This window comes from bacterium (assembly GCA_040755755.1).
GTDB lineage: Bacteria > SZUA-182 > SZUA-182 > DTGQ01 > DTGQ01 > DTGQ01.
This window is the reverse complement of sequence record JBFLZW010000087.1, coordinates 1-14,530: the sequence shown is the minus strand read 5'-3', so window position 1 is coordinate 14,530 and position 14,530 is coordinate 1. Positions and strand designations below refer to the sequence as shown.

11 protein-coding genes are annotated in these 14,530 nt (G+C 46.9%); 6 read left to right on the top strand and 5 right to left on the bottom strand.

Annotated features, from left to right (window positions below; all coding sequences use genetic code 11):
• The first annotated feature begins 12 nt into the window (after window positions 1-12).
• Together AB1611_22070 and AB1611_22065 are read left to right on the top strand one after the other, a co-directional pair.
• Window positions 13-597: a nitroreductase family protein gene (locus AB1611_22070; GenBank protein ID MEW6382260.1), complete on the top strand. Its 585-nt coding sequence runs from the start codon at window positions 13-15 to the stop codon at window positions 595-597.
• A gap of 3 nt (window positions 598-600) precedes the next feature.
• Entirely contained in the window at window positions 601-1,617 is a 1,017-nt protein-coding gene (locus AB1611_22065) for a 3'(2'),5'-bisphosphate nucleotidase (protein MEW6382259.1), read from the top strand.
• On the opposite strand, the gene AB1611_22060 is transcribed toward AB1611_22065, so the two are convergent.
• From AB1611_22060 to AB1611_22040, 5 genes are all read right to left on the bottom strand, one after another.
• Complete coding sequence (locus AB1611_22060) at window positions 1,595-2,263, bottom strand: cyclase family protein (GenBank protein ID MEW6382258.1); 669 nt, start codon at window positions 2,261-2,263, stop codon at window positions 1,595-1,597. The genes AB1611_22065 and AB1611_22060 overlap by 23 nt on opposite strands.
• Before the next feature lie 49 nt (window positions 2,264-2,312).
• Window positions 2,313-3,065, bottom strand: coding sequence for a DUF3307 domain-containing protein (locus AB1611_22055; protein ID MEW6382257.1), 753 nt, complete (start codon window positions 3,063-3,065; stop codon window positions 2,313-2,315).
• A 79-nt stretch (window positions 3,066-3,144) separates the two neighbouring features.
• Entirely contained in the window at window positions 3,145-3,816 is a 672-nt protein-coding gene (locus tag AB1611_22050; protein MEW6382256.1) for a SatD family protein, read from the bottom strand.
• Between the two features lie 194 nt (window positions 3,817-4,010).
• Window positions 4,011-5,045, bottom strand: coding sequence for an ion transporter (locus AB1611_22045; protein MEW6382255.1), 1,035 nt, complete (start codon window positions 5,043-5,045; stop codon window positions 4,011-4,013).
• A gap of 168 nt (window positions 5,046-5,213) precedes the next feature.
• Entirely contained in the window at window positions 5,214-6,260 is a 1,047-nt protein-coding gene (locus AB1611_22040; protein MEW6382254.1) for an ion transporter, read from the bottom strand.
• A 915-nt stretch (window positions 6,261-7,175) separates the two neighbouring features.
• On the opposite strand from AB1611_22040, the gene AB1611_22035 reads away from it, so the two are divergent.
• From AB1611_22035 to AB1611_22020, 4 genes are all read left to right on the top strand, one after another.
• Window positions 7,176-7,988 carry a polysaccharide biosynthesis/export family protein gene (locus AB1611_22035; GenBank protein ID MEW6382253.1) on the top strand — a complete coding sequence of 271 codons (813 nt, stop codon included), beginning with the start codon at window positions 7,176-7,178 and terminating at the stop codon, window positions 7,986-7,988.
• 56 nt (window positions 7,989-8,044) lie between these two features.
• The gene (locus AB1611_22030; protein MEW6382252.1) at window positions 8,045-10,885 is read left to right on the top strand and encodes a polysaccharide biosynthesis tyrosine autokinase; all 2,841 of its coding nucleotides are present in this window, start codon (window positions 8,045-8,047) and stop codon (window positions 10,883-10,885) included.
• A 44-nt stretch (window positions 10,886-10,929) separates the two neighbouring features.
• The gene (locus tag AB1611_22025) at window positions 10,930-12,438 is read left to right on the top strand and encodes an oligosaccharide flippase family protein (GenBank protein MEW6382251.1); all 1,509 of its coding nucleotides are present in this window, start codon (window positions 10,930-10,932) and stop codon (window positions 12,436-12,438) included.
• A gap of 1,136 nt (window positions 12,439-13,574) precedes the next feature.
• Window positions 13,575-14,333 carry a hypothetical protein gene (locus tag AB1611_22020; protein ID MEW6382250.1) on the top strand — a complete coding sequence of 253 codons (759 nt, stop codon included), beginning with the start codon at window positions 13,575-13,577 and terminating at the stop codon, window positions 14,331-14,333.
• Window positions 14,334-14,530: the final 197 nt, after the last annotated feature.

Sequence of the window (14,530 nt, the reverse complement as noted above, 5' to 3'; positions counted from 1 at the left end):
TGAGACAAGGCCATGTTTAAAGAGCTGATTACCAAGAACCGCAGCATGAGGAGATTTGACCAGAGTTTCCGCCTGGGCCGAAAAGATCTGGAGGACCTGGTGAATCTGGCCAGACTGTCCCCTTCGGCTGCCAATCTGCAGCCGCTGAAGTATTATCTATCCTGGGAGCCGGAAGAAAACAACCGGATATTCCCCCATCTGGCCTGGGCAGGTTATCTGAAGGACTGGCCCGGTCCAGTTGAGGGTGAGCGCCCATCGGCATATATTATCGTGCTGGGAGACACCGCTCTTGCCTCCTCTTTCGATATAGACACCGGCATCGCCAGCCAGAGCATACTGCTTGGGGCTGTGGAAAGGGGGCTGGGAGGATGCATGATAGGGTCCATTCAGCGGGAGGGGTTACGGAAGGCACTGTCTATTCCTGAACAGTACAAGATCCTGCTGGTTTTAGCTCTTGGTAAACCGGCTGAACAGGTTTTCCTTGAGGATGTTGGCGAAGGAGGGGATATACGGTACTGGCGGGATAGTCAGTCCGGGCATCATGTGCCGAAAAGGCTGCTGGAGAGTATTATCTTGACCGGAAATTTCGAGGGTTGATCCATGGGAAAACGCTATGAGCATGAAAGGGATGTGGGAATCGAGGCCCTTATCAGGGCTGCATTTTTGTGTCAGCGGGTACAAAAAGAGATGGTTGGCTGCAGGAAGGAAGGAGCAGTGGAAAAAGTTGACCGCAGTCCCGTTACCATTGCCGACTATGGAGCCCAGGCTGTCATCTGTCATGCCCTGAAAGATGCCTTCCCGGACGATACCATTGTAGCCGAAGAAAATTCTTTCATCCTCAATCGTTCCGAGAATCTGCCGCTGCTTGATGGCACAGTGCATTATGTGGAGCAGGCCCTGGGGATAAAGGTCAGCAGGCAAAAGGTTTGTGACTGGATCGATTCAGGAGATGGACAGCCGGATAACCGTTTCTGGACCCTTGATCCTGTTGACGGAACCAAGGGATTTTTGCGAATGGAACAATATGCCGTGGCCCTGGCATTAATCATTGACCATAAGGTACAGCTTGGTATTCTGGCTTGTCCGAACCTTTCGTTTGACTCTCCCGCAACCCGCACCTGGGACAGCCCCGGTTCAGGAAGCCTGTATGTGGCAGTGGCAGGGCAGGGGACATACCTGATGAGTCTTGATCGCAGACAGACCACCCCTGTGCAGGTCTCTTCAACCACTGATCTTCGCCATGCCCGCTTTGTTGAAAGCGTTGAGGCTGGCCATGCCGACCATGAGACTCAGCAGCGCATTCTCAGAAGCTTTGAAAACACAGTCCCCTCCATCCGGATGGATGGCCAGACAAAATATGGCATGCTGGCCCGCGGGGCTGCCGATATCTACCTGCGTCTTCCTTCACCGGGAACTCCTGACTATCATGAGAAGATCTGGGACCATGCAGCCGGTGCACTCATCGTGGAAGAAGCCGGAGGAGTAGTGACCGATATTCACGGACAGGCTCTCGACTTCAGTACGGGCAAAAAGCTTGCGGCCAACCAGGGTATCGCGGCTTCCAATGGAAGGGTGCACCAGTCAGTTATTGAGGCTATCCAGAAGCTGAAGGGATAATGGATGATCTCTTTGAGAGGGTTTTAAGAAAGACCCGGGCAGGAGCACCATCTCCCTGAACGATTTTCAAGGGTGCACAGATAAGCTCGTAAATCCCTGCCGGAACACTGTTCAGGATAAGTCCCTCGACCAGAACGACCTGTCGTGATAGCAGAATCCGGTGCAGGCCATAATCTGAAGTATCCGCGGCCTCAATGGACAGGTAATCGATGCCGATCAGAAAGACACCTTCCTGAACGAGCCACTCCGCGGACTCTCTGGCCAGGGAGACAAAGGTCCGATGAAACTTTTGATCATCGGCAATTTGTGAGTTTCCGGTTTTAAAGAGCACCCGCGGAATCGTGCGGCAAAATCCTGCCCGACGGATGGCTTCAGGAAGAATCAGATTTTCTTCGGATGAGGTGATATCCAGAACCTGCACGGGGCCGATGAGTTTTTCCGGCTCGATCTGGTCAACCCCTGGCCCATCTGCCAGCATATGGCGGGGAGCATCGATGTGGGTTCCAGTATGGGTTCCAAACTTCAATAATGAGATATTGGCAGGGTCTCCTGACGAGATGGACAAAAGGGGAGCAATCTCGATTTCAGGATCTCCCGGCCAGACCAACTGTCCGGGAAAAAGCGGCATGGTAATATCGTAGATCATGGTCTTTAAATCTCTCTGTGTACTGATGGAGGCTTTGAATCTTTGCCCGCTACTGTATCAGGGGATAATGCAGGATCAGGCGCACCAGTATCCCCAGGCCAATGGCGATCGTAAAGCTGAGCATGGTTCCGATCAGAATATATTCTGCTTCCTTCCTCCTCTCCGGAAGACTGATTTCATTGAAGCGAAATATAGACTTGGCGGCAATCAGAAAGCCTATGGCCCCAAACTGGTTTAACAGCACAAAGGTCAGAATCAAAACCCTTTCCAGGCAGCCGATCCAAAGCCCTGCCCTGGCCAGCCCCTGAGAGGTTGATTCCTCAAACTCCCTCCGCCATGCCTGGGTAATGTTGCCGATCCAGAAACCTGCCGGCCAGAGGACAAAAAAGTAGGACAAAGCCAGAATCCAGAATTTTCTCGTTGAATTCAAGGAGAGAAGAAAGTCCGACAGATCGGCCAATCTTATTCCGGCCAGGAAAGCCCAGCAGAGCAGAAGAACCAGAAGGTGCCCTGCCTGATCAAGAAGGAAAGCCCGGCAGTTGTCCTCTCCCTGGTATGCCTTGAAACCATCCAGCAGCACATGAGAGATAAAGATTCCAGCCGGCAGCCAGAAGGCTTTCCAGTATCCTGCCAGCAGATAGGCCAAAACCGCAGCCGTGGCTCCGTGAGCGTAAAGCCAGAGGGAAGCCCATTTTTTCTGAAATCGCTGCCGTACCCAGCACTCTCTCTGGAGGAGAAAGTCAGCAACCAGATGGGCCATGATAAGGCGAAGGAGAAGTACCTCGCTGCCCTGCTGTAGCATGATGAATTCTTCCGTCTCCTTTCCTCCCCTGCCCCCCCATACCCGTAAGTACCACTGACCACTGATCACTGGCCACTCATCACTCCCCAGTCAACCGGCTGATGACTTCCTGAAACCGCTGGCAAAGCTCAGCCACTGCCCAGCCGCCGGCGTGCTTCAGACGCTGCTGGACCGCAGGCTGAGAAATGCCATACTCGCGGGCAGCCGCCCCTTGGGTCAGATGCCGGATCTGTCCCATTATGGCCTGGGCCTGCTCCGCAGACCACTTGCTGATCAGAACATCCAGCAGGGCGCACTCGGCATCGAATTCAGCGTTAACCTCCGGCCATCGGGTCCGAATCACCAGCCGCTGATCTCCTTTCATCTTATCCAGGGCAGGCCCGGAAAGACGAAAAGCCTCTCCATCCCCTTCAGAGCTTAAGCCCTTGGGGAGAAAATCAATCGATCCGATTCCGACAGCCATGCGGGCATCCATACGCAGCCGACGATTTCCGGACACAAAACCCCGGTTCAGTCCGGCCCGAATAATGAGCACTGCCCGCAGGGCAAGCTCCGGCCTGTCCAGTACTCCCTGAAAGCTGTCACCCCGGTACACGGCGAAAGGTGCACACAGAGCCCCGGGCAAGGTATCTTCCACGGCCTCAAAGGAAGATTTTAACGTTGACAATACCTTTTCCCGCTGATCCGCTGAAAACCTGGTCGATCCTACAACATCTCCAGTGATGGCTGCATAGAATCTGTTTTGTTCCATTCCCTGAGTGGTGGACAGGCTATAATCACCCGGCCCATCTCAAATAAGGTCTTATGCTTATAATCCTGACATATAAGGATAATCCCTTATATTTTATCTCGGTCTATCCTTCATGAAGGATAATACAACAGAGGGAAAAGATCAACGTATTTTTATGTTTAGTGTTTCCAAAAGAGTCATGGTCGCGAGTTGCTTTATTCGAGTTTCGCAGTTCCAAAGAGTGAGGTCATCATTGCTTTGCCGATGACATTCATGAGAATGCCGAACAGGGCCAGACCCATGATCATGGTTATGGCAGCAATGAGTTTCCCCGCCAGGGTGGAAGGGTACATATCTCCATATCCGACGGTGGTGATGGTAACAACGCACCACCACATGGCTGCCGGTATGCTGCTGAAGGATGTGCCGGGCGTGTTTCGCTCTGCATAATAGATAAGAGTGCTGCAAATGATAACCACGCTCAGGAGAGCGGTGGCGTAGATCTCAAGGTCTAACTTCAGGGTATGAACGCGCTGTCTGGCGCTCTGGTGGTATTGGTCGGAGGCATTCCTGGCCAATTTCAAAATCCGCAACATTCTGATCGTTCGCAGGAATCGGACGATCCGCAGGGTTCTGGCCAGTTTGACGTCACGAAGATCCATCAGGTGAAAGTAGGAAGGAAGAATGGCTATCAGGTCGATCAGTCCCCAGATGCTGAATATGTAACCGAGCTTGTTTTCGGCAACATAGATATTGATCAGGTATTCGACGGTAAACAGGCTGACCACAATAAGCTCAGACCAATGGAAAAAAGCTCCCCACCGCTCCATGAGCGAAGGCACGGATTCCAGGGTAACACCGAGAACGGAAAAAAGGATCAGTCCCACCAGAAAATTGTTGACCCATGCATAGTATTTTGAGCTTTTATTCAGGAAAGCCTCGCTTAATATCCGGTGCAGTTTGCTGCCCTTTTGCGGGGGTGATTCCTCTTCTTCTATTGATTCAAGCAGCGGCAGCAGCGATTCCTCTTCGGTCAGGGTATTTGGGGTCTGGGAATTCACCCCTTTTTTCATATCCAGAAGACGGCTGGTCAGGGTCTGGATTTCCTCCTTTTGATAGTGGATTATTCCCTTTTGCCGTTCATTTTCCTGAGAGAGGCGGCTGATGGTCCTGATGAGCTCTTCCCGGTCCTTGGGCTGGACACCGGGATCGATGGATTCAGGGAGAGAAGCTCTCTTTTTGGCCGACATAGATCAAATATCCTGGTTGAGACGGATTTGAATCGGGTAATGGATTTGCCGACTGGCTGTATACTACTTTTCTTATCGGCGGCTCAGCGGGCTGAATACGTTTTTTCCGAGAAGTCTTAAGGAAGCCGCAATTTTTACCAGGAGTATCAGTCCGTATCAGTCCAAAAATCAATCCAGGTCCGCGGTTCCAAAGAGAGAGGTCATCATGGCCTTGCCAATGACATTCATGAGAATGCCGAACAGAGCCAGACCCACAATCATGGCTGCGGCAGCAATGACCTTTCCGGCCAGGGTGGAGGGGTACATATCTCCATATCCGACCGTGGTGATGGTGACCACGCACCACCACATGGCTGCGGGTATGCTGCTAAAGGATGTGCCGGGAGTGTTCTGCTCCGCATAGTAGATCAGGGTACTGAAAATAATAATTACGCTGAAGAGGGCGGTAAGATATATCTGGAGATCGAGTTTTAAAGTATTAATACGCTGGCTGGCACTCTGATTGTACTGGCTGGCAGTATTTTTAGCGAGTTTCAGAATCCGCATCATCCTGATTGTCCGCAGGAAGCGTACAATCCGCAGAGTCCTGGCCAGTTTTATTCCCCGAAGATCCATCAGGTGGAAATAGGAAGGAAGAATAGCTACCAGGTCGATCAATCCCCAGACGCCGAAGATATAGCCGGGCTTATCATCAGCTACAAAGATGTTTATCAGGTATTCGATGGTGAAAAGTCCCACGATGATCAGTTCCGACCAGTGGAAGAAGGCTCCCCATCGCTCTGCAATCGAGGGCACGGATTCCAGAGTAACGCTGAGTACGGAAAAAAGGATCAGCCCGACCAAAAAAGTGTTGACTGTGCAGTAATGCTTTGAATTTCTGTTCAAAAAGGCATCTGCCAGCAGCCGGTGCAGCCTGCTGCCCACCCTCCGTGAGGAACCATCTTCCATGGCTTCGAGGAGGGGCAGCAGCATTCCCTCTTCCCCGGTATCCTCATGCTGAGGCCGGGAACCCATCCGGTTTTCTCCATTCAAAAGACGGTCAGTCAGGCTTTGGATTTCACTTCTCTGATAATGAATAATTCCTTTTTGCTGTTCAAGTTCCAGAGAAAGCTGTTTTACGGTCTGAATGAGTTTTCCCTTATCCATCGACTGGAGTTGCCCGTCAAGGGATTCGGCGATTAACGTCTGGACGGGATTTTGCCTTTCAGCAGACATAGTATTTTACGCTGATAGTGTTTTCCGATGGTTGATCGCTGCGTACTGTTTGATGTTTTTATCCATGAACAGGCTATTCCTTACTTTCCCTTTTCGGCAATTTGGACTTAAAAAGTCAAGGTTTCGCTGCCATTTTTTTAAATCAGGAGGAGTTGCTCAACAGTTTACTGATACGGGGCTCATTGATCAGTTCATCCGGAGAGAGTGGATTAAATATGAAATTAATTGCATATAAGCTTGATATTATATTGATTATTTAAGCATTTAATACCAGGTAAATATTTTGCACATAAAAAAAAAGACCGGCGGTTTCCTGATTAAGGTTCGATATTTTATATTTTCTGTTATATCTACAATAAATATAAATATATTAAAAAGTATTATTAACTATGAGATAGATCAATAATTATAATATTATGCTGGCATTAGTCTTGCAAGCATATTAAAGAATTAAAAAAGCGGTTTTATTGCTTGTGAAAAAATTATTGTCAACAGAGAGCAGGAGTAAGAAGTTGAAAGAGGGTTAAAAGGAGAGTCCTTCTGAGGCATCGTGAAGAAACCCGGGTAATAACGGTCACATCTGGCCAAGGGTTTATCCCGGTGGTTGGAGAGGGATGGAAAGGCCGATGGTTTAACCTGTCACGGCTCTTACTCTGTATGCCTCTGTGAGTGTCTTAAATTTATAGCCCGCCTAATCATTAATTCTTTCAGCAGACAACGGTATGCTCCTGGTATGAGGGAAAGCAGTTATTCATCGATTTGAAGAAATCCTTGAAATCGAGAGGGCGAAGCTTTAGCTTTTAAAATGAGAATATAGATACAGCCAAGCCTATGAAAAAGATTATTCTGCCGTTTTGCATATCATTCCTTATATATCTAACCCATTTTCATCAAGCTACCCTGTATGCTTCACCCATGGATAGCGCCTACAAGGTCGGCCCGCTGGATATCCTGAGGATCAGCGTAGCGGGAAAACCGGGTATAGATGCAGTCTTTCCTGTCTCTCCCGATGGGATTATCAATTTTCCCCTGTTAGGAGATGTCCCGGTTTCCGGCCTGACAGTTAAAGAGATAGAACGGAAGATTACGGACTTGCTGGGCAAAGATTATTTGGTCGATCCAAAGGTTTATGTAAGCATGGAAAAGTATAACAGTCAGAAGGTTATCGTCTGGGGAGAGGTTCAATCACCGGGGGCTTATGTGCTCACAGGAAGAACAACGCTTCTTGAAATTATTGCTCAGGCTGGCGGATTAACGGAAGAGGCTGGCAGGAGAGTGGCGCTTTTTCATAATGCTCTTGATTCCCTGCACGATGCCCGGATTGATATTCCCGGAACACTCGATAAAAAAGATTCAATTATCATAGATATTGATCAACTTACGAAAAACGGCAACCTTATCAAAGACTTTCTGGTAACCTCAGGAGACCTGATTATCGTGGAGGCGCAGAAAGATTCTGACATCAATGAACAGCGGGTTTATATTACCGGCTGTCTCGCAAAACCCGGATCATACGAATATCAAAACGGTTTGACAGCCCTGAGCCTGTGCATAATAGCCGGAGGTTTCTCCGATCGTGCAGCCCCTCACAAGGCCACGGTAATCAGAAATCTCGATGGGGAAGACAAAGTTTACAAGATAGACCTCAATAAAATAAAAAGAGGCAAGGCTGCTGACTTTAAGCTGAGACCTGGCGACAGGTTGAATGTACCGGAATCTTTCTGGTAATCCTGGGTAACTACTCAGGTTCAGTCTGAAATTCTCTCTTGGAAGGCAAACCGAATATGGAACAAACGAAAGATGATTACCTTGAGGAACACCTTCTCAATGGTATCGATCAAGCCAGTGAAGTTCACCTTTTGGATTATCTGAACCTCATCCGCAAGAGGAAATGGATTTTAATTGCCTGTGTCCTGATCAGCATTGTGACGGCAATTATCTTCGTTCAGACAATGGTTCCTGTCTATCAGGCTGATTGTCAGATCATTATTGATAAGGAAGTCAACAGATCTCCGGTAACCGGAGAGAACATGGAGTATCTTTATTATGAGACAGCCCTGTCAGAAGAGTTAAGCTTTAATACCCAACTGAAAATTATCACCAGCTATCAGGTCCTGGAACAGGTCATCAACAGATTAGGACTTCAAGACCGGGAGCGGAAGAAAAAGGCGGAGGAACTTATGGGTAAGGATGGCTTTCTCTCGCAGTTTAAGACTGCTATCAGGGATAATATCCAGAGCATAAAGAGCTTATTAGGCGAAAGCTGTGAGGGCAAGGTCCTTGCGGATAAGGACGTCCCCCGGGATTTTATCCAGGCCGCACCTGACCGTGAGATGGCTGCCCTGGTGTCAGCCCTGGCCGATAAAATCGAGGTGAAGCCCATACGGGAAACCCGGCTGGTTACAATCACGGTAAGCGATGAAAGTCCATCATGGGCAGCAGCCATAGCTAACGCTCTCGTCAGGAGCTATGTCGATTATGACACCTCTTTACGATACAAGTCGGTCAAGGAGTTTATCGACTGGATCTCGGTTCAGGTCGCTGAGATGAAGCAAAAAATAGATGATGCCGAGAAAAAGTTTTACAATTTTAAAGCTAATAACAAAATTTATTCCATTCAGGAAAGACAGGATATTATCACCGGAAAGGTCCATGAACTGAATGACGCTTATATCAAAACTCATACGGAAAGGATGGGCATAAGGGCTAAAGTCATGGAACTGGAAACTCTGCTCAATAGAAGAAAAGACAGGATCCTGGGCAAGGATATCGTCGATAATCCGCTCCTTATGGATTTGAGCAAAGAACTTTCAGTTGAGAGCATTCGCCTGGATAATCTGAAGCGCGATTATAAAGACAAGCATCCGGAAGTTCTGGATGCGACCAGCAAGATTGAAATTCTCAAAAAGGAATTTAACAGTACGCTGGACAAGTCCCTGCAAGGTCTTCTCCTGCAGGATGCTGTTCTCAAATCGCGGGAAGATACCCTTCAGGCAGCCATGGTCAAATTGGAAGAGGAAGCCCTGGCTGACAATAAAGTAGAGATTACCTACGCCATGCTTGAGCGCGAGGTTGAAACTAATAAGGCCCTCTATGAAGTTCTGCTGAATAAGTTCAAGGAAACCAAAATAAATGAAACCATGAAGAAAAGTAATATCAGGATAACCGAACCTGCACGGATACCCGAATCCCCTTCGGGTGCACGGAAAAAACTGACTATTGTTCTGGGTTGTTTTATTCTGGGGCTCATGGGTGGCTTTGGTTTGATATTTCTCCTGGAACATGTCGATACGGAGATCAGGACTGAAAAAGATGTGCAGTATTACCTGCAGCTTCCCGTGATAGGCATCATTCCTGAGAATACTGAAACTGGCAGGGGAGCGGGGTCGAATCGAAGGAAAATGAAGCCGGGGGAATTCCCCTTTGTCACCGACGGCCATTGCTCTTCGGCTTTTTCTGAAGCTTACCGAAGTCTGAGAACCAACCTCGTCTATTCCGGAAATAGTGAGAATCCGAGCAAGGTTATCCTGATTACCAGCAGTATCCCTCAGGAAGGAAAATCAACTACGGCTGCCAACCTGGCACTTGCCCTGTCTCAGGCAGGTGCACGGGTCCTTCTGGTCGATACTGACCTGCGGGTACCTTCAGTGCATAAAAAATTTAGGCTGGACCGGAACAGCAAAGGCTTAACCAATATCCTGGTTGATTCTTTCAACACCAGTCTTCATGAAGGGACATTGGAGGAATACAGCCTCGCTGATATTATCAATCTGGTCAATATCCAGGGAAGAAGCGGGATATTGAGCATCGTATCAGGTCATTCGGAAAATTTCCAGCTTTCCTTCAAGGGAGGAGAGCTCATCGAAGCCCAATGGAAAGATCGTCCGGAGGAGGAAAGGTTAGGGGCTATCCTGGTGGCCAGCCGCAGGATCAGCGAAGAGCAGAGGAGAAAGGCCTTGCAGCAGCAGGATCATTACCAGGAGAAACTCGGATCTATTCTCCTGAATATGAATCTGATAACCGCTGAGGATATAAAAGGTCCGCTGACACTTCACTTCTCATCGGTCATGAAAAGAATATTTACCCTGGAAAAAGGATATTTTATCTTTAAAGACGGGTATCCAAGGGGAAACAGTGGTCAGGGTTCTCATAATTACCTGGACGAAAGTTTTCCTTCGTGGCATGAGATCGTCGATAATCAGGCTATTCCCTTTCTGGAAAGAAGCATATTCTCCATTATTCAGAACGGCCCCCTGGAGAACATGAAGATATTGACTTCAGGTCCGCTGCCCTCAAACCCTTCCGAGCTTCTGAGTTCAAGGCGCATGAAAGCATTAATGCATATCCTCAAGGGAAGGTTTGACTATGTTATCATGGATTCCCCCCCCATTAATTCGGTAACTGACGCTTCCATCCTGGCTTCGTTAGCCGATGGGGTAATCATGGTGGTATTCGTGGGCCGCGTTAACCGCAATGTGGCTATGAAAGCCAAACAGCAGTTGGACAGCATCGATGCCAGGATCTTTGGTGCGGTCCTGAACCGGCTGGATTTAAAGAAAGATGGCTATTACTACTACAGCTACTATCGGTATGGTGACTATTACCAAAAGCAGCACGAGATTTGAGCGGCAGGTAACCGAAAACCGGCAAGAAAACTTTTGCTATTTCCATGGATTCAAAAACAATAGTGAGAAAATTGATTTCCGGCTCCCTGGTCAGGATAACTCTGCTTTTTTGCACCATTGGAGTCTCATTTTTCCTGGTGCCCTTTCTGGTCCATGCCCTTGGGGACAGGCAGCATGGTTTCTGGGTGCTGATCGGGAGATTCATGGGATATTACGGTGTCCTTGATCTTGGGCTGTCTTCCGCTGTATCAAGATTCGTATCGAGAGCTTATGGGCAGAATGATTTTGAGGAAATAAATTACATTTTCAATACCTCTCTTGCCCTGTTCAGCCTGATCGGGATTGTGGCTTTAGGAATATCTTTCCTGCTCGCTATGCTGTGTCCATGGTTTCTGAAAGATCCGGGTGAAATTGTCTTATTCAGGAAAGTTATTCCGATTTTAGGCCTCAGTTTGGGTTTAGGATTTCCAGCCCGGAGTTTTCTGGGTGTTCTGCATTCGAAACTGCGATATGACCTGCTGGCCGGTGTGGACCTTCTGAAACTTCTGGTGCGAACTGTCCTTATCGTATACTTCATCAAGGCCGGGAATGGTATTTTGGCCCTGGCGGTTATTACTTTTATCGTTGGACTGATCGGTGATATAGCCTATTTATGGCTGTTGGTAAGAGAATTCCGGCAGCTCAGGCTCAGCCTGGGCCTGGTCAGCATGAGAAAAATCAAGGACCTATTTCAATACAGCATGTTCAGCTTTATTCAGGAACTTGCGGACCTGCTGAGGTTCAGGGTCGATGAGTTCGTGATTGCCGGATTCTTGAGCGTTAATCTCGTGACCCACTATTTTATCGCTACCAAGCTGATAGACCTGTTTTATCAATTTATGGTAAGTGCGCTTGGAATGATGGCCCCTGTTTTCAGCCAGTATGAGGGTAAAGGTGATATGCAGACCATGAGAAAGGCATTTTTAGAGGCCTCAAAAGCGGGGGTAATTTTGGCTGTTTTTATGGGAACCAGCCTGATTATGTATGGGAGAGTCTTTATCGAACGATGGATGGGGGCAGGCTACTATGACAGCTACTCTGTTTTGCTCATTTTATGTATTCCCATGGCCTTGGCTCTTGCTCAAAGTCCAAGCGTCGGATTGCTCTACGGCATATCAAAACATCGCTACTTTGCAATTTTGAGCAGTTGTGAAGGTATTGTCAATCTCGTATTAAGCCTTGTACTTGTCAGATATTATGGAATTTATGGTGTTGCGCTGGGCACACTCATTCCCTTGGCAGTTGCCAAGTTGGTCTTTCAACCTCTCTACGTTTGCCGGGTAATCGACCTGAAGTGGAAAGAATATTTTGTTGATACGTTATTGGTAACAGCGATCAAGACTATCATACCTATTGGGGGATATTGGCTTTTTGTAAGGAGCTACCTCATGCCGAGCTACATAAACATTTTAGTAACGGCTGGTCTCTCGATTGTGCTGTTTATACCAGTATGTTACTTTTTCATCCTCTCTCCACTGCAGCGTCAGTTACTCCGAAAGTATGTGGTGCCATAGGAAGAAAAAGCGGCAGGAACAAGAAAAAGCGGCGGGAGATGGTGGAGATGGTGTGAAAAATTTTTCAATAACTGTTACATATTTTTCACATTTTTCGGCTTGATGTAAATAAGTAATATTCAATTTTATTATTAGATTTAATTTTAACAATATATATCTAATAAATATAAATAATATATTATATAAATATATGTTCATAATAAAAATGGCATATTTTTTGCTTATAAAGATATTACAGAACAGAGTTCCCAAAGGGGAGTGGAAGTGTAAGGTCAGGTTAAAACGATGAGACCTGGCTTTAACATTAACATCTAACGGTCACTAAAAGGGGGGATAGGATGGATATATAAGACTTAGGGTGATGAAGTGAATCTATTATAGATTTGAGAATTAAGAAAAATATTTCTATTTTTCGTAGGCATTAAAAATTACATGGAGGACAATATAATGAAACAAAAATCATTGATGTTAGCAATACTGTTCGTATTATTATGCGCTGCCATGCCGTCATTAACATCCGCAAATGATGCTAAGAATTATCCTGGTTCGATGTGTGTGCCCTGGAACGAATCCCAACCTGCACCTGCGTTGAGTTACAGTGGAATATGGAATCCCAGTTCAACATCCTCACTCAGAGTGGACTGTCCCTGTATAAAAGATTCTTCTTCCATAGACAGCGGGTGGGTGAGAGCCGTGGATCAGCATTATAGTCAAGACATTACAGCTCGGCTCTGCAGCGTTTACCGGAATAGTACTGGTTGTTCTTGGACTGTGAATTGCTCTTCCGAGAGAAGAACTACGGGATCTAGCTGCAATCCTCAACAGCTATCCATCGGCACCGATCTAGCTGGCGGCACTTATGCCCATTATTACTATAGTATTACTATTCCACCAGTCTATAGCAATAATCGATCAGGAATATGTACCTATCAGGTGAATGAATATGATTGAAAGTTGCAAGGATTAAAAGCTGCAAGTATAGTATCCCCGGCATTCTCTGCCGGGGTATCTATATTTCACTGTGCATACCAAAAGGGCGTAAATCTAAAGAAATATAAAGTCTCACGAAACCATGCCCGGATCATGGGTAACTCCAAGGACTTATCAACCTAAATAATTTAAGGATTAATGCCTGAATGATAGAGAAATTTTTGAAAAAAGTCAATTTTTTAAAATTCAAACTGGGATTGGGTTGTTCCTTAGCTGTAATCGCTATCCTGATATTCGTGGCAACGAGGGAAAAACATATTGTTATCCCGGAGCAAATCACAACCCCACAAGTAACAACCCCGGAAATAGCGAAATCACCGTTAACGGTACACGAAGAATCCGAAAGCTCTCAATCGACGATACCCTCCGGCAGGCAAGCTATCGACAAACAGTTCACGGAAACGAGTAACCTGCAGCAAACCCAATCGGATCTTTCGAAAAAATTGGAAGCACTCGAATCAGTAGTATCCGATCTTAAGGCGAACCAGCAACAATCGGCAGCAGTTAATAAATCTGACGAGGATAAGGACGACGTTGTCCTGACTCCTGAACAGGAAGATGCAAAGGTTGCGGCAGAAACCCAAGCCATTATTGACATGATGGAAGAGAAGCTTCAAGCCGAACCGGTCGATTCTGAATGGTCGGATTGGGCGGAAAAAGAATTATCTAAAAAGGAAAGAGATAGTAATAAAGATTTCAAAGTAGTCAATCTCGATTGTCATAGTACTTTTTGCCGCGTTGATCTAGAATTCAATGTTGATCTTAATAAAGAAGAAGAACTGGGTAAATTGCAGGATATTATCCCCTGGAATGGTGAATTGTTTATTCATGTTGATGATGTAGATAACGGTCAGGCTATTATATATGTCTCACGAGAAGGTCATTCCCTCCCTTCTCTGAAGTGATCTTACCTGTCTCACACTGCTATAGATTTCCAGAAATTTAATTGCAGCAGGGGGCTACGGCTGTGCGCCCCTAAGTACAGATCGCCATAAATACGCGACCACATAGAAAACAAAAAGAGGTTCGGACATGGTAAAATATCCTTGGTACCAGAGAAGAGGTATCAAAAAAGGTCTGAAAGGAGTGATTATCATGCCAG